Here is a 22061-nt window from a genome sequence, read left to right as displayed (position 1 = left end):
GTCAGGATTTCTGAATGGTCGACAGAGACAAAGCGCGCCGCGATCGGATGTTTGACTCCCTGGTTGTGGGCGGCGGGCCAGCAGGCCTCGTGGCCGCGACCTACCTTGGACGTTTTCGGCGTCGGGTAGTTGTCGTCGATGCAGGTCAAAGCCGGGCAAACTGGATTCCCTTGACGCGCAACTGCCCGGGCTTCCCGCGCGGAATCACCGGCCCTGACCTGCTTCACCGCCTCAAACTGCAGGCCACCCGGCACGGCGCAGATTGGGTGTGCGATACGGTCGTGGGCATTCGCATCGCGGAGAATGGATTTTTAGCGCAGGCTTCATCTCCCATTCATGCCCGCTCACTGCTTATTGCCACTGGTGTCGTCGACAGCCTCCCCGACGTTCCGGGCACCGCCGACATGATTAAAGCCGGAGCCTTGCGATTGTGCCCTATCTGCGACGGCTATGAGGTCATTGACAAACGGGTGGCCGTCATCGGACCGGCCGAACACGCAATGAAAAAGGCGCTGTTCATGCGGACCTTCACTCGAGACGTAACTTTGCTGATTGCTGATGCAGCCCAGCCCAGCCCGGATGACGTTCTTAGGCTAAAAAGGGCTGGAATCGAGTTCGGCGCATGCGCCCGAGACGCAATTTCAGCTGAGGGCCGTCGGGCAGTTGTCGAACTCGTCGACGGCAGGACGCTCTCGTTTGACACCATCTACCCTGCGATGGGGTCGATCATCCGCTCGAGGCTAGCGACCGACCTTGGTGCAGAATGTGACCGAGCCGGCAATCTTGTCGTGGATTCGCACCAGCGCACCGCCGTGCCGGGACTCTATGCAGCTGGAGATGTCGTCGACGAGATCAACCAGCTTGCCGTCGCGTTCGGGCACGCAGCGGTCGCGGCAAGTGACATGCATAACTATCTTGCGAAGGGCGAAGGGGAGCACTGATTGCAGGCTGAAAACACCGCGTAGTGACAGTCCTACGCGAACGGCGTGCCCGGCGCTGACGTTAAGATACCGACAATCACAAACCATTGGGCTGCTGCCATATGTGTCTCTTTCCGATCCTGCTGCCTCGCGCGAACAATTCCGGCAGACCGTTCCCCAAGCAGGAATTCGACCCGACAAGGCCGAGCTGGCTAGCCGTTCGCCGGCGTCATGGCTTTTCTGCAGTCACTGGCCGAAGGGGTGTGGCGGCAAGGCGGCCATTCCAACATTGACGACCTCGTCATGTTGGAGATGATGACGGACGAGATCGACTTGCCGCGCGGAACTCGAGCGGCGATTTCGCCAGGACGAAAATGACCATCCGTTCCCTATCGATCTGCGTCGTGTAGCGCACGCAGCGCTTCGGTTCGACCACGCGTGCTTGCCGTTCCGGCTCCTCTTCGGTGTCGGTTGCACAGGGGTGCCCCCTTGCAGCCTCCAAGCGCACTCCCCGATCCGAGCGGTCTTTGCATCTCGTGCTGCGCGCTCAACCTCGATCAGTGCTCGTACAGCATCGATGTTCGGTTCTCTCTCACTTGTCTCTTTTCTCAGCCGCGCTCCCCGCCTAGTTAACCGAACCATCGTCGCAAACGGGTGTTCCACCACGACAACAAAAAGCCCGCCGGCCGGAACCGGCGGCTAAGTGACCCAACAGCGGAACACAATTGCTAGGGGTCGGTGGAGTACGAGATTCCAACCGACGAATGCGCAGAAGGTTCCGCAACTGCTAATGTAACGTAGGAGGAGTTGGGGGAACTGGAATTCCGGTCGTAGACCTGTTCGTATCCGAGCTGCTACACCCGGCCAACGAAGCCCGTCAATGAACGATGGCGGAGCGTGCTGCCCTGCTCCGGCGCACGGCGGCAACAATCAAGACTATCAGACTGACCGACTATTCCGGATCTCAGCCAATGACAGCGCCTCAGGCGTGTAGCTTTCGACTTTGAGTCGATGGCGGTTGTAGTGGCGATTTTCCGGCCACCAACACGCGAGCTGGAGGGTGGTGAGTGCATCAAGGCCGGCAGAGCGCTGTTGGGCCGAAAGCTGAAACTCCGCCGCCGGCTCAGTACGGCCCACCGCCGAGAGGTATTTATAGCCGCCGGTGGTCGTCTAGCGAGCGCGTGCGAGATGCACTTCCCAAACACGAACGCCCGCTCGGAAACGACGGCTGGATGCTCTGCATAGCCAACGAGATCACAATCTGCGGGCTTCGGGAGCGGGGCTAGTCTCCATGACGTCAGGGCACGCCGCCGCTTCCGGTCTGTCAGCTTGGTGCATGTGTCAACAGTTCGGAGCCGAAGCAGTGCGCCGCCCTCCCAGCCAAAGAAAGTTGGCTCGCCCGACTGGCAGAAGAAGGCCCCGATGCTTCGCGCCTTCGCGGGGCCGTCAGCCAGACCATCGTCGGTGAGCCGCCGAAGGAACATGGCATCGTTGCCGCGCTGCGCCGATCCCGGCTGCCGGAGCCGATCTCCAGGTCAAGATCTGATGCGACATCTGCTCGATACAAACCGACTCGGAGCCCCTGCTCTAAAGGACAGCCGAACGAAACGACCATAACCTTTTCATCTCCTCCCTCACAGTCGCCGAATTCGTCGCGGTGTACTTGAGAAGCTGTCGGGCAAGCGGCGTGACGAACTCGAAAAATGGTTCGCGGCGTCGGACGGTGCGCAGATGCTTTTTGCCGGTCGGGTCCTGTTGTTCGACGAGAAGGATGGTCCGGCGAGGCAAAGAGCCGGGCCCAAGGAGAGCCTGCTCAGCCTCAATCGCATCGGCCAGCGGTTCTTTGAATTCGCCGTGATCCACATTCATGCAACCACTGCCCTTGTCTTCGCGTTTAGCCGCGTTCAATCGTGGGGAGCGACAAGAATGCGGGCCTTCAGTCCAATTACAATTTGCCTCAATCGCAACCTGACGGTGGTCGCGTCCATAGCCGACGCAATGAAGGTGCTTCAGCAGCCATGGCCTAGAATGGGAAAGCCGGGGCGGCTCAAGGCGATCCGAATGGTCGAGGAATCGCTCGCCGGGCATTGCAGCCAGCAAGCTGCGTTCGAGGCCTTCAAGGCGGCCGCGGCTGAACAGGGACTCCTTAGAACAAGAGGGACCAGCACAGGTCTGGGGAAATGTGCGCGGATGGTTGAAGACCTGATGTGAGGTCATGCCGGCCTCGCTAACACTGAAGAGCCACCCCACCTGAAGCCCGAAATACTGCCTTCTCCCGCGAGAGCCGAAACGCCTCAAAACGGGCTATTAGCCCGGACGCGAGAAGGCCCTGGCTTCGCGTCCGGGACAGCCACTTATCCGACGGTGAATTCTGCGCTGGCCAAGCAGTGCGCTGCACCCCATTTGCGATCGCGTTTGGGATCCACATTGAGGTTACTCTGACGGTCTGCCCCATCTTGTCAGAAGAAGACATTTCGCTTGACCTTGCGACTAAAGGAAAGCAATCAGCCTTGACAAAAATCGCGATCAGAATTGCGCGAAGAGCCGGGCTTGACGAGCAGGTGGTTCTCCGTAGTCTCTTCGACCGCGAGGATTTCGGCTCGACGGGCATCGGTCGTGGTGTCGCGATCCCTCACGCTCTACTGGGTATGATCTCTTCGCCTGTCGCGTCTTTGACACGCTTGGCCCAGCCTATCGATTTCGACGGCCCCGACGACGACCCAGTCGATCTCATTTACACTGTACTCTGGCCGCGCTCTGCTACTTCCGCCTTTCGCAAATATGCCGGGTGCTTCGGACATCTCAAGTTCGGGAGCGACTCCGACAGGCACAGTCATCCGATGAGGCCTTGGCGATTCTCGAAACTGAGCCGCTTCCGAGAATTTCACCAAATTTGCATACTTGCCGCGTCGGCGGGGGCTCGCTACCAGCCGATGAGGCGGTCTTCGCGGGGGATTGACGCATCTTCGGGTTCCTTTTCTGCGCGGTAACCCAAACAGAATGTCTGCGTCGTCATTACTCCGAGGCCGCGCCGCGCTCCGGCAACGCGCGGTCTGGTCCCCGCGGGTACTGCGATCGATCAGCCCCGCATCGTTGAGCGTAGGATGGCCTGCATGTGCTCTTTCAAGTCGAGTTCGCCTCGTGCCTCAACAGTCAACAGGTACTCGGCCTTGACCCGGCGGTCGCCTCGGCTGGTCGCAGGATAGGAACAGATGGCCAGCAAGGCTTGCTCTTCAATTCGGTCTGCCGTCTTGCGGTCGTGCCAGTTGCTGCCCGCTCGATGAACAACCCTGTGGAGCGCGGCATAGGCGGTTTCATGCCTTGCGATCAGCGCCTGCAGTTCGCGCGAGATACCTTCGCCTTCAGCAAACGTCGGTTCAATGACAGACGCAACGGCGGTGAACGCAAGAAGTGTACGGCGGGTGACTGCGGGCATGCCTCATATCCTTGCCGTCTGATGAGTGCGGGCACACCATAGCACCGGCGCAGCGTTCGGAGAGATGCTTTGCAACATGACCCTATTTTCTGCTGACAAAACGTTTCCGATCCCGCGGCTGCTCCTCCTGCAATGGCTGGCAGCTCCAGTCTCCTGAAGGTCCCAGGTGGACGCTAGTATGCCATTGAACGCCACCCACAACTCAGATGCTGTGTGAGCGCCTGCCCCCAGCCGGCACATTTGCCTGTGTCTTATTCCAGACTGTTCCCGCGTGCACAGTGCCCCTGTGCGATCGGGAATCGACGCTGGCCTTTTAAAGGCCGCTTCCAGATCTCGCCTCCCGAAGTCAGTTTCGGCGAGCGTTGAGAGCACGTGCGAGGAGCCGGGTGTCAGTTAGCTGGATCACGCACGTCTCGAACGCTTTGGTCGGGCCGCGCCAGCGCAGCTCTTCGACGTCATCGAACAGCCGAGCGTCCGTGCGAAGCGTCGCGAGATTTTTGAATAAAAGCGCGAGCTCTCTACGCTTGCCGAGGGCTTCAGGCGGAAAGCTTTCAAGAGGGCCGTAGCGGCCAAGCAGCCGGGCGGCCGAGACCAGGCCGATGCCTTCGAGACCCGGATAGCCATCGGCGGCATCACCGACGAGCGCGAGGAAATCTGGAATGAGGGCCGGCTCAACTCCGAACTTCTCGCGTACACCCGCGGCATCGCGAATTTTCTGGGTCCTGCGGTCTACCTGGACCACATGGTCACCGCGCACACACTGCGCGAGATCCTTGTCCGGCGTCCAGATGCACACCTTCTGCACGCGCCCATCGGCAGCCGCGCTGTGCGCCGCGGAGGCCAGCGCGTCGTCGGCTTCCAGCTCGATCATCGGCCAGACCGCCACTCCCATCGCCGCCAAGGCTTTCTCGAGGGGGTGAAACTGCGCGAGCAATGCCGGCTCGATGCCATCCCCGGTCTTGTAGCCCGGCCAGAGCTGATTTCTGAACGATTCTACTACATGATCGGTAGCCACCCCAATGTGTGTGGCGCCATTCTCGCTCATCTCCAGCACTGTGTTCAGCACGCCGACGACGGCGCCAAACGGCTTGTCTTGGCCGTTGTTGAACCGGCGTTGGCCGTAGAAGTGGCGAAACAGTTCGTATGTGCCGTCTACTAAATGTACGATCATCGCAATCCTCGAGAAACAGCATCCGGCCCCGTCTGCAAAGCTAGACCGACAGTTGGCCTTCTCCAAACCTTCAAGTAGGTGCGCTCGGCCGTGCCCGTACGCCCACCGCAAGCCATGCCTCTCACCGGCACTTAGCAACAGCTTACCTTCAAGGGCAGGCGATATTTCTCGCCCCGCCGCCTCGCTTTTGCGCCAGGCGGCCATTTGGTTCGCGAGAGTATCCCTTCTTCCAAACGCAGCGAAAAACGACTTGGCGATGCTGTCGCGACTAGCGCCGGCCGCGCAGGAGGCAGCCTGGGCCGATATTGCGACCAGCTTGCGATGTGGGGAAGCCCGGACGGGTGGGTTGGCCCGAACACACTGCTCCTGACGACAGAATGGAAATGACGACGTTCAGACGCTCCGATCTGCGGCGGCAGTTCCGTCATGACGATGATATGGAATGCATGCCCCCGGTTTGGGGTTCTCATTCCTGTGACGGCCGGCGAGGCGCACCCCGCCTCTTGAAACCTTCAAACATTTTGCAGTTGTTAGGACTCACCTCGTTGACGCACTTCGACACAAAACCCGATGTCGGTAAATTGCGCAGCTTCGGAGGTGGCACAGGCGCAGCCTCTAGCACCTGGTCTGTGATCGGTCGGGTCCCAAGCCAATTTCCGTCTGCCGCGCTTCACGCTATTGCAAGACGTTCAAATTTCAAATTTGAGCTTCCGCACTCATGCTTTGTCGAGAGTATCTCTTAAAGTCACTTAAACCTTCTGCGCAGTAAGTTTTAGCCGTTCTGAATCGCCGTCGGCGACGATGACGATGAAATAGGAGGACGCAATGGCTCGCAGTCACGTTGAACGTCTTGGTGAGTTCAGGGAAATCCTGGTCGCGACTCGACGCGAAGGAGTCCGTAACGTGCACCATACTCGCGACGCAATGCGGGCAAGTGGCTTTCAGATCGGGGACAGCGACGGCTCCAGCTACGGAGCCGAGATGAAGGTGCTTCAAGAGGAAATTGAGGCAGTCGATCGCGCCATCGAAGACGAGAAGCGGCTGGCTTGGCCATCGAGGGCGCGGCTCAACCCCGCCGACCGACTAAACCGAGAATCGTGAAGGGAACATAGAGTCAGGTACGGCCCTTGGCGCCGTCGCGTCGATCGCCTGCGGTATGGTGTCGGGCTCGTCGCCGCCGTGGTGCAGCACCCTGACGTCATCCATTGCCATCAAACGTCAGGAAGGGACGGCCGAAGCCGCCTCTGCCGGCGTCGCTGACTGCTCAGCTTTCATCTTCCCCGTCGATTTCGCCGTCTCCATCGTGACGATGCTTCGCTAATCTCGTGAAGGCGTTCTTCAGGTGTCCGAGTACGGCCTGAAACGCGACATTTGGACACGAAATCACGGAGGTCAGCTTCGAGGCGCGAAGCGGGGCGTGGCGGGGGAATATTGCGGCGAGCAGTTCGATAACGATGGCAGCATGGTCTCTGCAATCCTCAAAAATATGAAACGGGTGATGGCAAGCGAGTACAGCCGCGAGCTGTCCCCAAAGGTCTCCAGAGCGCAGCTGCAGCAGGCTCGTCTCGGATTCAGCCAAAGGGGGACCCGTGCCCTACGGCGTCCGGCGAATGTTGCTGGATAAGGATGGGAGCCCCGTTACGTTCTCGGCTCTGGAGAACAGAAAGGGCTCGCTGGCGAACGTGTTCTCCTTGTCCCTGGCCCGCCAAACGAAATCAGGCTTGTGAGGGGCATCTTCAACATGTTTGTTGCTGAAGGGCAGAGCATGGCTGGTATATCAGTTCGTCTGAACAAAGAGGGAGAGCCGTCCACATACGGCGATGTGTGAACGCCTGCCCGAACAGCCCGCCGCCGACGATGAAGTTGTTGGGGCTATGAAGCTTGAAGAGAAACAGTTCGCCCGGTTGGAGCGCTCGGAACTGCGACCGCCCCCCCGGGCTGCCAGATGTTCACCTCGTCAACGTCCTGGCGGCGCGACAGAAATTCGAACCAATCTAGATCGGTGACGCCGACATAGATCTTGATCCCATGGGTGCTCATGAAAACGCCTCAGCGCGGTCGCGCACGATCGCCTTCACTCGCTCCGCCGCTGTTTGAGCGGGATCAGCCCGTTCGGCAAAGGACGGCAGAGCGAGCATGCGCGCTGCTTCGCGCAGGGCAGCGGCGATCGAACCTATCGCTTCTTCCGCGCGAGTGACCGGCAACTCGATCGTGCGCGCGAGAGTTAGGAAGTCCTGCCGTGTAAGCCGGTCGTCCTTACCGTTGAGCTTCAGCGCCATACGATCGCCACCAAGCCCCGGAAAGACGCGGGTCGTCACGGCGTCGTAAAGGGATGCGAACCGGACGGTCTCGAACCGCTTGGAGCCAGGGCCTGCAATCTTGAGGAGCGCCAGGTTCTTGAGATGCATGTCCCCGTCGGCGATCAGCCACGCGAAAAACGCCCGGCGGAACAAGGTCTCGATATCGGCGGCAGGGTCGGTCGAAAGCGGCCGCAAACCGCGCGCCATGCGTTCGATTGTGCCGTCGTATTTGGCTGAGGTCGGCAGATCGAGAACCGAACAGAAGTCCTCGAGCGCTAGGAAGCGTCGATCATCGGGCCCGCGTCGCACGTCGAATCGCTCGACGACCAATGCAGGTGACATCCCATCCGGCATGTCGATGAGCGCGGCGGCCGGAACCTCGAAGCCCGCTGCGCGACCAAGTTCAAGACAAAGCCATTCGACGACCGGCAGCATTTCGAAGCCCGCGGTTCCGGCCGGCTTAAGGATGTGAGTGAATGGCAGATCGATCGCGGGTAGCAGCGCGCCGTCCGATGCCAAATTCATCGGCGCCTTAATCTGGACACCCGATAATCTCGGCATTTCCGCGCGCGCAAACAGCTGAGCCAAGTTGTGCTCGAACGTCTCCTGGATCTCGCCTCGCGACGGGCCGACGTATCGACCAGTGAAGCGCCCATCGTCGGTGAACGCGACAAGTTTGGTGTCGAGTTCGTCTCGCGGCAGGACGTTAAGCTCGGCTTGGCTCTCGACGACCGCGATATTTGACATGTAGCGCTTGCCGCTTCGCAGCGCTTCGCGTTCATCCCGCTGACGGAGCACTTGCGCGAGCCATCCTTCTGGGAGGAGCGACTCGATGAAAGCCGGCAGCTTGCCTGGTGCAGTCTGTCGAACGAGTGGCGGGCCGCTGCGCCTCACAGGCTTCCAGCGCCACTCGAATCCATCGTGGATTAGACGACCGAGAGGATCCCCATGCCATGCCACAAGGAAATCCAGGGCCGCCTTGTTAACGGGGCCCTTGGCCGCCGCCGGGCGCGCAATCAGATAACGCTCAGCGCCCTCCCCTTCGCGGTACCATCCGTTCTCGCGGGCCAACGCCCAGACCGCGTCAGCGGCCACCTGTGGCGAGCCGTGTTCTTCTATGAGTCTTGCCGCCATGTCGGCCCGCATCAGTTCGGTGATGGCGCTAGCATGCTCGCTCCGCAAGCGGAATGCTTCCAGGAAGCGTTGGCGCGGCGAGGAAACGTCAACTCGCAGCTCGCCAAGATCGTCCCCTACCACCGCAGAGGCAGTCGAAGGATGGGGAGGCGCCTCGTTTTGGATTATTTCGAGCGTCCGTAACCGGGTTCGTTGATTACGCCGACCGCTAACGAACAGGCGGCCGTCAGGTGTGGGAGCAAGAAGTTGGGCAGAGGCCGATGATAGATAGGCAGTAGGATAGAGGTAGCGCGCGATGCGTACGGCGTGGCCTAAAACTGCTTGCTCAACGTCGTCGCCTGATCGTGCATAAACACCGCGGACGAGCGGGACGAGTTCCCCTACCACCGCTAGCGCATGCGCACGTCTCTTGTCTATTGTCTCTCCAACCAGCAGTATGGACACGGACTTTCTCGCACTTCAGATGCGCAAAAGTCCGCCAATAGGCGTCAAGAGTCAAGGACTTTCTCGAATCTGAAATGCGCGAAAGTCATGCCTGTCTACGGGCGTCGCCAGTCTGCTCGGCCGCATTCTCGATCTGCTTTTGCCGAATGCACTGGTATTACGGTCGAGCAATGGAGCCCCGTCGAATGAGGGCTCGCGCCGAGCGGAAGCGACCAGTCCAGCACGGGTCATGCCCCTGCCCTGCGCCCTTTTCCGCAGGATCAACGTTCGTTGTTGTCATCCTCATAGCCTTCATAGTTGTCCTGCGGCGCATAATATTCCGCTGCGTCATAGACTTAGGTCTTCTTGTAGCGCTCTCCAGGCCAGCCGCAGCGAGGCGCGAAAAGCCGTTGATCTTCAAGCCGCAGGCGATGCACTCGAAACGATTGGGCAGATATCTGCGTCTCGGTGATCTCGCCGTCCTCGAGTTTCTGTGTCGGCGCAGTGACGGGCTCACCCACGACCAACGCTTGGGAAGCGCACGATGGACAGTTCACCCGATGGCCGGCCGGGCGGATTGCCCAACCGGCCGCCGACTGGCTGAGCGTGGTGCGCTCCTCGTTGCTCTTGGCGGCCCAGGCGTTCTTGTGAGCGTCGACATCTCCCAGGACCGCCTTAGCGCCGTCATCGGCAGCGGCGGCGATGAGTTTGGCGGCGACTTTCGCCTCGGCATCCCCGATGAAGTCAGGCAGTGACATGCCCATCGAACCAAGGAGAACCTCGCATAACCGCCAGGCGATCGATGGATTGCGGTGCAATCTCGCAATTGATGAGCCCGTCGGCGACGACGATGCCGATATCGGACGACTTCACCTTCCTGAGCTTGGCAAGCGAGCGGTCGACGATCGGGTGCGGCGACGCAGCTTGGTCATCGCCACCAACGCCGCAAATCGGTAACACCTGGTAGTCGCCTTCGAAGGGCTTCCTGCTTTTCACCGGGACGTTAGATCGCCAGCGCTGCTGTTTTTCCCCGGTGTACAAACCCCTCTTTTGAGCGGCCAGTTGACTGCCGTCCAAAATGATTATTAAGTTCGGTGACAGAACGAATTAATCGGAGCTGCTGTTGAACGACGTGCCACGCATTTCTCGTCAGTTCTCGCAGCGCTCCGTCATGGAGGCGATCGTGCAAGGTGGGCCGATCTCGCGCGCTTCAATCGCAAAGCAGACCGGCTTGTCTAAGCAGACAATCTCCGAGATCGTCAGGACACTCGAGCAGGAAGGCTGGGTGCAGGAAACGGGGCGCACGAGCGGACATGTCGGACGCACGGCTGTCACTTACGAACTCGTATTTAACGCGGCCTACATCGCGGCGGTCGACCTCGGCGGCGCCAAAGTCCGGGTCGCCCTCACCGATCTTGCCTGCCAGATATTCGCGGAGGAAACGGCGCCGACCGATCCTCGGGGCGGACAGTTCGTCGTCGACCAGATCGTGGATCTAGCGCTTCAGGCGGCCCAGAGGCACCGCATCTCGCGCACAAAGATAAGGCTGGCGGTGATTGGTGTTCCCGGTGCACCCGACAAGAAGACCGGCCGCGTCCTGCTTGCCCCGAATATTGCCGGCTTTGGCACAATGAATGTCGTTCGCGCTTTCGAGCACGCATTCGGGTTTCATGTGGTGATCGAGAACGATGTCAATCTGGCGGTGCTCGGCGAGAACTGGCAGGGGTGCGGCCGCGGTATCGACAATCTCGCCTTCATAGCGCTGGGTACCGGCATCGGCAGCGGCCTCATGGTTGGAGGCAATCTGGTGCGGGGCGCCAGCAATGCAGCCGGCGAGATGGGCTTTTTGCCGATTGGCGCCGATCCTTTCGCGCCGACATCGTTGCGCGCCGGCGCTTTCGAGCGCGTGGTCGCAACCAACGCCATGGTTGAACGCTACGCGGCGCTGACGGGCAACATCGTCAACGTGCCGACGATTTTCCACAGTGCATTGGCCGGAGACAGGCATGCCGCGACGGTGCTCGACGAAACCGCGCGCTACCTGGCGCAAGGCATTGTGGCCATAGCGGCAATTGCCAATCCGCAAAAGGTCGTCCTGGGCGGCTCGATCGGGCTGCGGCCGGAAATCCTGTTGCGCGTTAGGGACCTGCTGCCGCGCTGCTTCCCCTATCCTATCGCCGTTGAGGCCAGCGAACTCGGGTCGCGGGCAGCGCTCATCGGCGCCGCCGCCATCGGGCTCGGCCAGTTGCACAACAAACTGTTCGGCGTCGACGCGCCCGACGGACGCATTTCGCTTCCCCCAGCCAGTTCGGCCGTGCTGCGCGAGGCCACGCTATGACCGCTTCAAAGGACATCACCGCCCGCTTGCGCGCCGCCCTCGATTGCGACGCAGCGGTGGAGCTTCTGCAGGGGGCAATCGGCCGCGAAAGCATAACCGGTCACGAAGAAAACTTTGTCGCCTTCCTTGAACACCGCATGCGCATGCTTGGCTTGAGCGAAATTCGGCGTGCGGAATTCGCGCCCGGCCGGCCCAATGTCTGGGGTGAGCGCAAAGGTGCCGGCGCCGGCAAGCGGCTGCTCTTCATCGGCCACACCGATACGGTTCATGTCGAGGGCTGGCGCGAGCACTGGGCTGGCACCGCCAGGCAGGATCCGTTTGCCGCGCCAATGATCGACGGGCAGATCTGGGGCCGCGGCGCCGGCGACCTCAAGGCCGGCATCTGCTCCGCGCTGTCGGCACTCTCTCTGCTCGACACGGCCGACATCGAACTGGCCGGCGACGTTGCCTTTGCCTTCGTCGGCGACGAGGAGAGCGGCCAGCCTGGAATCGGCGTCTCCGCCGGCATCAAGGACTTCGTCGGCCGCATCGAGAGAGGCGAAGTCGTGGCGCCCGATTTCATCGTCTATGTGGAGCCTACCCGCCTTTCGGTTTATCCGGCCCAAATCGGCTTCTTCATTACCGACATCACCGTCACCGGACGATCGGCCTATTTCGGCGTACCCGAACTCGGCAAGGATGCCTTGCGTGCAAGCCACGCCGTCATGAGCGCGCTGTGGAAGCATTCGGAAGATGTTGCAACCAGAGCCGAGCACCCGCTGATTGGGCGTGGCTTCCTGCTGATCACCGGGCTTGCGGGCGGAGGCTACATCGCGGTGCCCGAACGCTGCACGTTGTCGCTGATCCGCAAGCTGTTGCCCGGCGAGTCACTGGACGAGGCCGCCGCCGAAATCGAGGCAGTGGTGCGCGGCGCCATCACCGATCCTGAAATCATGTTGGCGTTCGCCTATCCGGCAGGCCGCGATCATCCGCTCGGGGGTAACGCCGCCGAGATTGCACCTGACAGGCCGGAGGTCGGCGCCCTTGCTGCCGCCATGGCCCGATCGATGGCTGGTCGCGGCGCCATCGAAGGCGCGCCATTCTGGTCAGAGTCATCATTTTTCACCAACCGGCTCGGCATCCCCGCCGTGTACTGCGCGCCAGGCGACATTCGCAACTGCCACACCTTCGACGAACACGTCGATGTCGAGGAATATCTGGCGGGCATCGTAGGCTTCGCCCGGTTCATGGCGGAGTATTGCGGCGTTACGGAATAAAGGACAACTGAGAGCGAAAATGGGAGAACTACCATGCTGATAGACAGACTTGTTGCTACAGCACTTGCAGGCAGTCTGATGCTGTTGGCCGGCGGAGCCGGCGCACAGACAGTGGGACCGAGCGGCGAGACGGCGACGCCCAGCGCCGAGGTTACTCTGTCGGACACAGATCTGGCCGCAGTGAAGGAGAAGGGCTACAAGGCCGCGCTGCTGTGGCACACCTCGTCCGACTTCACCAATGCGGTCAGCGCCGGCGCCAAGGATGAATTTGCCCGTGCTGGCATTCAGATCGTCGTGACCACCGACGCCGGCTTTGACGCGGCGCGCCAGCGCAGCGACATCGAAACCGCGCTCGCAGCCAAGCCAAACGTCATCCTGTCGCTGCCCCTCGATCCGGTCACTTCGGCCGAGGCTTTCCGTCAGGCGCTCACCGACGGCACCAAGCTGGTATTCCTTTCGAATCTGCCGAAAGGCTACAAGCACGGAACCGACTATGCCGCCATCGTCACTGACGACCTGTTCCAGATGGGCAAGCACGCGGCCGATGCACTGGCCAAGGCGCTCGATGGCAAAGGCAAGGTCGGCTACATCTTCCACGACGCCAGTTACTATGTGACGAACCAGCGCGACCAGGCTTTCAAGACAACGATCGAGAAGGATTATCCCGGTATCAAGATCGTCGCCGAGCAGGGGATCTCCGATCCGGCGCGGGCAGAAGAGCTGGCCAGCGCCATGCTCGTGCAGCATCCCGATCTTGACGGCATCTACGTCACCTGGGCCGAACCGGCCGACGGCGTGCTGTCGGCCTTGCGGGCAAGCGGAAACACCAAGACCAAGATCGTCACGCTCGACCTCGCCGAACCGGTGGCGCTCGATATGGTCAAGGGCGGCAATGTGACCGCACTGGTGGCCGACAAGGCGTATGAGCTCGGTCGCGCCATGGCCGCTGTCGGCGTCAAGGCGCTGCTCGGCCAGGAGACGCCGGCCTTCGTCGTTGCCCCGGCGCTTACCGTGACCAAGCAGAACGTTGCGCAGGGCTGGAAGGATTCGTTGAACCGCGACGCACCGCAATCGGTGCTCGACGCGGCCAAGTGACAGGCGAATGCCGGCGGCCAATGAGGGCCGCCGACACCATAAAAACAAGGGGAACTGACATGCGCACAGCAATTGGAATGTTGTCGGCACTGGTAGCGCTCGTCGCCGCCAACGCCTTCGCAGCCGACGGCACCACCACGGGACCGAACGGGGAAAAGCCGACGCCGGCAAAGAGCGTCGTGCTCACACCAGCTGAGGAGCAGCAGATCAAGGACGGCAAATACACCGCCGCGCTGGTCTGGCATGAGATGAGCGAATACACCAACGCGGTGAACAGCGGCGCCCAGGACGAGTTGAAGCGGCTCGGCATCACGGTGGTCGCTCAGACCGACGCCGGCTTTGATGCAGCCCGGCAGAAATCCGACGTCGAGACAGTACTCGCCAAAAAGCCCTCGATTATACTGTCCCTACCGGTCGATCCCGCAAGTGCGGCCACCGTCTATGATCCTGCGCGCCAGGCCGGCGTGAAATTGGGATTCGTCGACAATTCGCCAGCAGGCTACGTTCACGACAAGGACTATGTGACCATCGTTTCGGACGACCTTTTCCAGATGGGCAATAAGGCCGGGATCGCAATGGCCGACGCGCTCGGCAAGCAGGGCAAGGTCGGCTACATCTTTCACGATGCCGATTTCTACGTCACCAACCAGCGCGATGGAGCATTCAAGCACACAATCGAGCAGGACTATCCGGACATGAAGATCGTAGCCGAGGCCGGAATGGCCGACCCCGCGCGCAGCGAGGAAATCGCGCAGGCGATGATCACACAGCACCCAGACCTCGATGGTATCTACGTCACCTGGGCTGAGCCGGCGCTTAGCGTGCTGTCCACATTGCGGGCGGCCGGCAACAGCCACACCAAGATCGTCACGCTCGACCTGAACGAACCGGCGGCACTGGACATGGTGAAAGGCGGCAACGTTGCGGCACTCATCGCAGACGAAGCCTATGACATCGGCGTGACGCTGGCACGCGCCACGGCCGCCTCGTTGATCGGCAAGAAGGCCGCGCCGTTCATGGTGGTCGATTCCCTCGCCGTCACCAAGGACACTGTCAAGGACGGGTGGAAGCGGTCCCTCAACAAGGACGTGCCCGCGACCATCGCGGCCGCCATGAAGTAGCGGCAGACAATGGCGCCCCGCCGGAGGAAGTGAGAATGTCGAGTATCAACACCAGCCCCGGCCGGGCAGCGAGCTTGGTCAGCCGCTTCAACCTGCAGCAATATGTCGTCTATCTCGGATTTCTGGCGATCTTTCTGTTCTTCGCGATCGTACTGAAGGACAGCGGTTTTCTGACGGTTCGCAACCTGTCGAACATCGTGCTTCAGACGGCACCCGTGACGATCATGGCGATCGGCCTTGTCTTTGTCATGTCGGCGGGCGAGATTGATCTTTCGATAGGTTCGATCGTTGCCGTGGCAGCTCTTGCTGCCGCGGTGGCGATAAACGCCTGCGGCTTGGTGGCCGGGGTGCTGGCTGGCCTCGGCGCCGGCCTGCTGATCGGCCTGCTCAACGGCGCCCTCGTGGCTTACGTCAAGTTGCCTTCATTCCTGGTAACGCTGGCGACGCTCGGGCTGTTTGCCGGCGTATCTCGCTCGATGACCGATTTGCGGTCGATCCCGGTCACCAACGACGCCTTCACCGGCTTCTTCGGCTCGGGTTCTTTGCTGGGTGTTCCGTCCTTGATCTGGTGGACGGTCATTGTCGTTGCGATCGCGCATCTCGTCTTTCGCGAGACGCGCTTCGGCGCCCATGTGCTGGCCACCGGCGACAACAGCCGTGCCGCCAGTGTTTCCGGCATCAGCGTGGCGCAGATAAGGCTGGCCGTTCTGACCATAAGCGGCGGGCTCGCCGGCCTTGCCGGGCTGCTCTATGCCGGCCGGCTGCAGGCCGCGAAATATACGCTCGGCGAAACCGACCTTATGACGGTGATAGCGGCCGTCATTGTCGGCGGAACCCTGCTCAACGGCGGCAAGGGATCGATTGTCGGCGCGCTGGTCGGCTCGCTGATGATGGGCATGCTGAACAACGGCCTCATTCTGATGGGCCTGTCCGTCTCCGATCAGATGATCGTGCGCGGATTGATCATTCTTGCGGCGGTCGCCGTATCGCTGCGCGAAAAGTCGCGTTGAAGGAGTTTTGTCATGTTCCTCGCTGTTCTGCGGCGCCGCAATCCGAGCTTTATAGAAAGCGCCATGCGCCTGCACCAGGAAGGAAAGCTGCCGGCTAATTCGTATGTGCTCGACCTCGATGCCGTCGAAAGCAACGCCCGGGTCCTGAAGCGCGAGGCCGACCGGTTTGGACTGAAGATTTTCGCCATGACCAAGCAGGTCGGCCGCGCCAGTTCGTTCTGCCATGCGCTCAAGCGCGGCGGCATCGATCAGGCCGTTGCCGTCGACATGGCCTGCGCGCGGGCAACGCACAGAGCCGGCCTGAGGCTCGGTCATCTTGGCCACCTGCAGCAGATCGCAAGGCACGAGGCCAATGCGGCGGCCAAAACGTTCAGGCCGGACTATTGGACCGTCTTCAACGACACCAAGGCTGAAGAAGCCGCTGCCAGCGCAAGGCTCGCCGGGTACACGCAAAACCTGCTTGCCCGCATCCGCGCCGATGGTGACGTTTTCTACCGCGGCCACGAAGGTGGTTTTGAGGCGGCCGATATCGCCGCGGTCGCCGAAAAACTGGATGGTCTCGACGGCGCACGATTCGCTGGCATCACCACCTTCCCGGCGCTGCTGTTCGACCAGACCACGCGAAAGGTCCTGCCGACACACAATCTGGCGACACTGGGCGGAGCTGCCGAAGCGCTCGCCAAGTCCGGCCGCAGCAACATAGAGGTGAACGCGCCCGGCACGACGTCGAGTGTCCTGCTTGGCGCGCTGGCCGAAGCCGGCGCCACGCAATGTGAACCGGGCAATGGCTTGGCCGGCACCACCGCGCTGCACGTCATGGAGGATCTGCCGGAGCTCCCTGCCGTTCTGTATTTGACCGAGGTGTCGCATTTGTCTGGCGGCAAAGCCTACTGCCTTGGTGGCGGCTTCTATATCGATCCGATCTTTCCGGACTATGAGGTGAAGGCAATCGTGTCCGCAGATCCCACCACGGCCGCCGCCGCGCTCAGAAGCGTCGAGGTGCCGCCGCCTGCGGCAATCGACTATTACGCAATGATTGACGCTAGCGGCGCCAATGCTCCACGCCCCGGCGACACGGCGGTGTTCGGCTTTCGCGGCCAGGCGTTCGTGACCCGCGCCTACGTGGTCGGCATCTCCGGTGTCTCAAAGGGGGCCCCCCAAGTCGAAACGATCGAAAACGGTTTTGGCGAAACCGCTGCCTGGCCCGTCTAGGAGCAAGCGATGAACGCGACCATGACCGGCACGGCCCCTGTTTTGCAGCTGCGCGACATCCGCAAGAATTTCGGCGGCCTGACCGCCATCGAAAATTTCTCGCTCGAGCTCTATCCCGGCGAAATAGTGGCGTTGGTCGGCGATAACGGTGCCGGCAAGTCGACGCTGGTCAAGATCGTGACGGGGGTGCATGCTCCGACATCCGGGACGATCATCATCGAGGGGCAGGCGGTGGCAATGTCAAGCGCCACCATGGCGCGCGCCCACGGCATTGAGGTGGTCTATCAGGACCTGGCGCTCGCCGATCAGCAGACCGTCTACATGAACATGTTTCTTGGCCGCGAGCCGGTGAACCGCTTCGGCCTGCTCGACCGACGCCGGATGATTGACGACACCGAAAAGCTGGTGAAGGATCTCGACGTTCGCATCCCATCGGCTCACGCCACCATCCGCGATCTCTCGGGCGGCCAGCGCCAGGGCGTGGCGATCGCGCGCGCCACGCACTGGGCAAGCAAGCTGATCCTGCTCGACGAGCCAACCGCGGCGCTCGGCGTTGCCGAAACCGCCAAGGTCGAGACGATCGTTCTGTCGCTGAAGCAGCGCAATATTGGCGTGCTGATCATCAGCCACAGTCTCGACCAGGTGTTCAGGCTCTCAGATCGGATCTGTGTTCTGCGACGTGGCAAACAGATCGGCGTGCGCAAGACCAGCGAGACCGACAAGAACGAGATCGTCGCCATGATCACCGGGCTTCAGCACTAGCCTGGTCGATAGAGGCGCGCCGTTCCAGATACTGCGTTACCCGAGCAGTGAGTGGCATCACTTCAGATCCACGATCAGGCCTCGGCCAGAGAATGTTGCCAGCATCAATCTAGAGCACGCAGGTAGCGAATGGGGCGACCGCCGGCAATCCGGTCGGCCGCTGTGGCTATGGAGTTGGCGTCGATGCCGAAATGCCCGTAAAGGTCGCCGATCGTGCCCGACTGGCCAAAATGCTCGACGCCGAGACTACGCGTGCGATGGCCGTAGACCGAGCCCAACCAGCCGAGCGCGGCCGGATGGCCGTCGGTGACGGCGACGATGGCGCAATGCGCCGGAAGGTCGGCAAATAACCTTTCGACATGGCTCCTGGCATGAACAACGCCGCGTTCGCGTGCCCGGCTCGCGGCAGTCCAGCCTGCGTTCAGCCGATCGGCCGAGGTCACCGCCAGGAGACCGACATCGCGACGGTCCTCCGCCATAATGCCGATAGCCTCGATGGCTTCCGGCGCAACCGCGCCGGTATAGGCAACAATTACTTCGGCATTAGGACCCGGATGCCGCAGCCAGTAGCCGCCGTCGATGATCTCCTGCTCGAGTACGGGCGTCACGCTACGCGTGATCTGCTCGACCGGGCGCGTCGAGAGCCGCAGATAGACCGAGCCGCCGGACTCGTCGCGCAGCCAGGTGCGCTCCGACTGCACGGCGTCGCCGTCGCGCTGCATATAATCCAGGGCAAAGCGCATGATCACGCCCAACTCGTCGACGAAGGCCGGCTCGTAGGCGGCAAGCCCGTCTTGCGCTATGCCGATCAACGGTGTGGCGATCGACTGATGCGCCCCGCCTTCCGGCGCCAATGTGACCCCCGAAGGCGTCGCGACAAGGAGGAAGCGCGCGTCCTGGTAGCAGGCATAGTTGAGCGCATCGAGACCGCGCTGGATGAACGGATCGTAGAGTGTGCCGATCGGCAGCAGCCGTTTGCCGAAAACCGAATGCGACAGCCCAAGTGCCGACAGCAGGATGAACAGATTATTCTCGGCGATGCCGAGTTCGATGTGCTGGCCGGAGGTGCCGAATTCCCATTTCTGCGCCGAGGCGATGCGTTCGCTGCGGAAAGTGTCCGCGAGTGACTGACGCGCGAACAGGCCGCGCCGGTTGACCCAGGGGCCGAGATTGGTCGAAACCGTGACATCGGGTGATGCCGTGACGATCGCGTCGGCGAGCGGCCCGCCAGTCCGCGCAATCTCGTCCAGAATTCTGCCGAAGCCGACCTGCGTGGAGACGCTGCCTTTGGCTTCCGCGACGAGACGACCAGGGATCACGATGCGCTGGGCGTGCCGGCGCCGCTGGCCCTTTGCCGCGAACGGAACGGCATCGAGGAACCCTTGCAGCTCCAAATCCCCAACAGCCAATCCCTCGAAGGCGTCCCACTCCCGCCCGTCGCCGACCGACATCGAGGCGCGAAGGACCGCCATCTGATCCTTGGTCATCAGGCCGGCGTGGTTGTCCTTGTGGCCGGCGAGCGGCAGGCCGAAGCCCTTGATCGTGTATGCAATGAAGCAAGTCGGTCGATCGTTGCGGCGTGCCGTCCCGAAGGCCTCGATCAGGCCTGGCAGGTCATGGCCGCCGAGATTGGTCATCAGCGCGGCGAGCTCGGCATCGGAGCGCCGCTCGAGAAGCGATGCCAGGCCCGGCTTGTCTCCGATGTCGGCGATCAGGCGCTTGCGCCAGGCGGAGCCGCCCTGATAGGTCAGCGCCGAATAGAGCTGGTTCGGGCAGGCGTCGATCCAGGCCTTTAGCGCCTCGCCGCCCGGTTCGGTGAAGCAGGCTTCGAGCAGCGAGCCGTATTTCAGGATGACGACGTCCCAGCCGAAATTGCGGAAAATGTTCTCGAAGCGTTCCCAAAGGCCTTCGCGAACCACGGCATCGAGGCTCTGTCGGTTGTAGTCGACGATCCACCAGCAGTTGCGCAGGCCGTGTTTCCACCCCTCCAACAGCGCCTCGAAGATGTTGCCTTCGTCCATCTCGGCGTCGCCGATCAGCGCCACCATGCGGCCCTCGGGCATGCTTTCGTCGCGGGCGCTGAGATAATCCTGCACAAGAGAGGCAAACAGCGTCTGCGCGACACCGAGCCCAACGGAGCCGGTCGAGAAATCCACGTCGTCGACATCCTTGGTCCGCGACGGATAGCTTTGCGCGCCACCGAGGGCGCGAAACCGTTCGAGCTTCTCCCTCGTCTGGTTCCCAAGGAGATACTGGATAGCGTGGAATACCGGCGAGGCATGCGGCTTCACCGCAACGCGGTCGTGTGGCCTCAGCACCGAGAAATAGAGCGCGGTCATGATCGTCACCAGCGAGGCCGAGGATGCCTGGTGCCCGCCGACCTTTAGGCCGTCGGTGCTTTCGCGCAGATGATTGGCGTTGTGGATCATCCATGCCGACAGCCAGAGCACCTTTTTCTCCAGCGCCGAAAGTGCCTCCAGTTTTTGCTTGTCCATTCTGCAAGACTCCCGGTTGCGATCGCCGCAATCATAGGGCTGACCAAAAACCGATTGTCGCTAAACTTGCATGAGATTGGCAGCTGAGTTAGCTGTTTTCGCCAACATCGACGACAGGAGTGACGTTTCGTGCCAAAAAGCCGACTGGACGATATCGACCGGAAGATCATCGCCGCGCTGCAGGTCGATGGCAGGATGACGGCGCAGCAGCTTGCCGACCAGGTCGGCCTTTCGGCCTCGCCCTGCGCCCGCCGGGTCCGCCTGATGGAGGATATGGGCGTCATCACCGGTTACGCCGTGCTGATCGACCAGGATTTGGTCGGCCTGCCAATCTCGGTGTTCGCCTCAATCAAGCTGGAACGCCAGCGCGAGAACGAGCTGCAGCGGTTCAATGCGGCGATCGCGCGCTGGCCGGAGGTGGTCGATTGCTATCTGATGACCGGCCAGCGCGACTATCTGCTGCGTGTCGTGGTGCGCGACCTGCACGCCTATGAGCGCTTCCTGAACGAAAAGCTGACCCGGCTCGACGGCGTCGCCTCCATCGAATCCAGCTTCGCGCTTGCCCAGATCAAGCGATCGAACCGGCTGCCGGTAGAGGCATGACCTTTGCGCGTTGGCAGGTCATTCACTCAATTCCATGGTTGCCGCAAGTTCTGGGAGAGCATGATTTCAGCCGGTCGCGAGTGGCGCTGTGGAGCCTTGATCAAAGTTTTGGCCGATAGAGATGGCTGCGCCCCCGCGGATGGTGTCCGGTGAGGCGAGCTGTCCGATTGCACTTTCGGCCCAAAGCACAGGCTCCGTTATGCGGTAGAATTGTCGCGTCGCGCTCAAGGCTGATGGGCTGACATCAACCATCAGACCGATGATTGTCATATCATCATGTGCGAGCGAAGGCCCGAGCTGCTTCGGACTCCAGCCAATCGATGCGAGGCGGTCGAACCAGTACTCCTCGCACACGATTGTCAGATTGCTGATATGTCGCTGAATACAGAATTCCAAAATTCCGCAGTAGATTACGCCGGCTGCCTGGCAAGGTCGGCCGGGCTCACGAAGATTCCGCGCCACGAAGAACCTGGTCCATTCAAAGATATTGGATCGGCGCGGAACGCCACCGTCGGCGAGTTGCGGAAAGGTTTCGCTCATCAGATGTGGCCGAAGGCTCGGCACGAAACGGGATCCGGCAACAACGCCTCTTCCTGGCTGGATGCCGAGCAGATAAATCGCTTCTGGAGTATCGAACGAGTCTATCTCGCGACCGTCGGGGCGTCTCAACTCGTGCCATCCACGTTCATCGACATAGATTTCATGCCGCAGGCGAAAGTAGCTGTCGAGATCGCCTCGATAGGCAAAGCTGTTTGACGCGTCGACGACATGGACCTGAATCATTG

At 61.4% G+C, this 22061-nt stretch carries 20 protein-coding genes and 1 pseudogene; 13 read left to right on the top strand and 8 right to left on the bottom strand.

What is annotated here, in order from left to right; all coding sequences use genetic code 11:
- Window positions 1–14: 14 nt before the first annotated feature.
- The 4 genes and pseudogenes from NKH91_RS12725 to NKH91_RS12715 all read left to right on the top strand — a co-directional run bounded on the left by NKH91_RS12725 (window position 15) and on the right by NKH91_RS12715 (window position 3910).
- Window positions 15–941 (top strand): NAD(P)/FAD-dependent oxidoreductase, encoded by a 927-nt coding sequence (locus NKH91_RS12725; RefSeq protein ID WP_352589202.1) that lies wholly within the window; start codon window positions 15–17, stop codon window positions 939–941.
- A 1588-nt stretch (window positions 942–2529) separates the two neighbouring features.
- Window positions 2530–2696 (top strand): annotated as a pseudogene (locus tag NKH91_RS32370) (PIN domain-containing protein); the annotation flags it as partial.
- 150 nt (window positions 2697–2846) lie between these two features.
- Window positions 2847–3131: a DUF982 domain-containing protein gene (locus NKH91_RS32365; RefSeq protein WP_353041502.1), complete on the top strand. Its 285-nt coding sequence runs from the start codon at window positions 2847–2849 to the stop codon at window positions 3129–3131.
- Between the two features lie 176 nt (window positions 3132–3307).
- Entirely contained in the window at window positions 3308–3910 is a 603-nt protein-coding gene (locus NKH91_RS12715; protein ID WP_352884958.1) for a PTS sugar transporter subunit IIA, read from the top strand.
- Between the two features lie 89 nt (window positions 3911–3999).
- On the opposite strand, the gene NKH91_RS12710 is transcribed toward NKH91_RS12715, so the two are convergent.
- Both NKH91_RS12710 and NKH91_RS12705 read right to left on the bottom strand, forming a co-directional pair.
- The gene (locus tag NKH91_RS12710; RefSeq protein ID WP_023717087.1) at window positions 4000–4356 is read right to left on the bottom strand and encodes a hypothetical protein; all 357 of its coding nucleotides are present in this window, start codon (window positions 4354–4356) and stop codon (window positions 4000–4002) included.
- 346 nt (window positions 4357–4702) lie between these two features.
- Window positions 4703–5527, bottom strand: coding sequence for a 5'-3' exonuclease (locus NKH91_RS12705; RefSeq protein ID WP_352483876.1), 825 nt, complete (start codon window positions 5525–5527; stop codon window positions 4703–4705).
- An 825-nt stretch (window positions 5528–6352) separates the two neighbouring features.
- Here NKH91_RS12705 and NKH91_RS12700 point away from each other — a divergent pair.
- Window positions 6353–6628, top strand: coding sequence for a hypothetical protein (locus tag NKH91_RS12700; protein ID WP_352884957.1), 276 nt, complete (start codon window positions 6353–6355; stop codon window positions 6626–6628).
- A 163-nt stretch (window positions 6629–6791) separates the two neighbouring features.
- Here the strand turns inward: NKH91_RS12700 and NKH91_RS12695 are convergent, their stop codons facing one another.
- The 4 genes from NKH91_RS12695 to NKH91_RS12680 all read right to left on the bottom strand — a co-directional run bounded on the left by NKH91_RS12695 (window position 6792) and on the right by NKH91_RS12680 (window position 10425).
- Window positions 6792–7106, bottom strand: a complete 315-nt coding sequence (locus NKH91_RS12695) for a hypothetical protein (protein WP_352884956.1) — start codon at window positions 7104–7106, stop codon at window positions 6792–6794.
- A 457-nt stretch (window positions 7107–7563) separates the two neighbouring features.
- Window positions 7564–9009 (bottom strand): HipA domain-containing protein, encoded by a 1446-nt coding sequence (locus tag NKH91_RS12690; protein ID WP_502898984.1) that lies wholly within the window; start codon window positions 9007–9009, stop codon window positions 7564–7566.
- A 731-nt stretch (window positions 9010–9740) separates the two neighbouring features.
- The gene (locus NKH91_RS12685) at window positions 9741–10148 is read right to left on the bottom strand and encodes a hypothetical protein (RefSeq protein WP_352884954.1); all 408 of its coding nucleotides are present in this window, start codon (window positions 10146–10148) and stop codon (window positions 9741–9743) included.
- Window positions 10129–10425, bottom strand: coding sequence for a hypothetical protein (locus NKH91_RS12680; RefSeq protein WP_352483872.1), 297 nt, complete (start codon window positions 10423–10425; stop codon window positions 10129–10131). Before NKH91_RS12680 ends, NKH91_RS12685 begins: the two co-directional genes overlap by 20 nt.
- Before the next feature lie 91 nt (window positions 10426–10516).
- Here NKH91_RS12680 and NKH91_RS12675 point away from each other — a divergent pair, with 91 nt between their 5' ends.
- From NKH91_RS12675 to NKH91_RS12645, 7 genes are read left to right on the top strand one after another with little or no spacing between them, the layout of a single operon-like run.
- Window positions 10517–11722 (top strand): ROK family transcriptional regulator, encoded by a 1206-nt coding sequence (locus NKH91_RS12675; protein ID WP_245278510.1) that lies wholly within the window; start codon window positions 10517–10519, stop codon window positions 11720–11722.
- Window positions 11719–12978 (top strand): M20 family metallopeptidase, encoded by a 1260-nt coding sequence (locus NKH91_RS12670; RefSeq protein WP_023717077.1) that lies wholly within the window; start codon window positions 11719–11721, stop codon window positions 12976–12978. Before NKH91_RS12675 ends, NKH91_RS12670 begins: the two co-directional genes overlap by 4 nt.
- A 33-nt stretch (window positions 12979–13011) precedes the next feature.
- Complete coding sequence (locus NKH91_RS12665; protein WP_352589191.1) at window positions 13012–14073, top strand: substrate-binding domain-containing protein; 1062 nt, start codon at window positions 13012–13014, stop codon at window positions 14071–14073.
- A gap of 59 nt (window positions 14074–14132) precedes the next feature.
- A complete protein-coding gene (locus NKH91_RS12660) occupies window positions 14133–15194 on the top strand; it encodes a substrate-binding domain-containing protein (protein ID WP_031193416.1) in 1062 nt (353 codons plus the stop codon).
- A gap of 35 nt (window positions 15195–15229) precedes the next feature.
- Window positions 15230–16204 carry an ABC transporter permease gene (locus NKH91_RS12655; protein ID WP_023717074.1) on the top strand — a complete coding sequence of 325 codons (975 nt, stop codon included), beginning with the start codon at window positions 15230–15232 and terminating at the stop codon, window positions 16202–16204.
- A gap of 12 nt (window positions 16205–16216) precedes the next feature.
- On the top strand, window positions 16217–17416 hold the full coding sequence (locus tag NKH91_RS12650) for an alanine racemase (RefSeq protein WP_352494326.1): 1200 nt from the start codon (window positions 16217–16219) through the stop codon (window positions 17414–17416).
- A 9-nt stretch (window positions 17417–17425) separates the two neighbouring features.
- Window positions 17426–18178 carry an ATP-binding cassette domain-containing protein gene (locus NKH91_RS12645; RefSeq protein ID WP_036244138.1) on the top strand — a complete coding sequence of 251 codons (753 nt, stop codon included), beginning with the start codon at window positions 17426–17428 and terminating at the stop codon, window positions 18176–18178.
- Window positions 18179–18282: 104 nt separating this feature from the next.
- Here NKH91_RS12645 and NKH91_RS12640 read toward each other — a convergent pair whose 3' ends face one another.
- A complete protein-coding gene (locus NKH91_RS12640; protein WP_352884952.1) occupies window positions 18283–20673 on the bottom strand; it encodes a thiamine pyrophosphate-binding protein in 2391 nt (796 codons plus the stop codon).
- Between the two features lie 129 nt (window positions 20674–20802).
- Here NKH91_RS12640 and NKH91_RS12635 point away from each other — a divergent pair, with 129 nt between their 5' ends.
- Window positions 20803–21276, top strand: coding sequence for an Lrp/AsnC family transcriptional regulator (locus NKH91_RS12635; RefSeq protein WP_352515862.1), 474 nt, complete (start codon window positions 20803–20805; stop codon window positions 21274–21276).
- Between the two features lie 66 nt (window positions 21277–21342).
- Here NKH91_RS12635 and NKH91_RS12630 read toward each other — a convergent pair whose 3' ends face one another.
- The gene (locus tag NKH91_RS12630) at window positions 21343–22059 is read right to left on the bottom strand and encodes an acyl-homoserine-lactone synthase (RefSeq protein WP_352589186.1); all 717 of its coding nucleotides are present in this window, start codon (window positions 22057–22059) and stop codon (window positions 21343–21345) included.
- Window positions 22060–22061 lie beyond the last annotated feature (2 nt).

Origin of the sequence: Mesorhizobium sp. M0894 (assembly GCF_040319725.1) — a bacterium.
In the GTDB taxonomy this organism is placed as follows: Bacteria; Pseudomonadota; Alphaproteobacteria; order Rhizobiales; family Rhizobiaceae; genus Mesorhizobium.
Note: the sequence above shows the minus strand (reverse complement) of the source record. Positions and strands in the feature narration are given on the sequence as shown.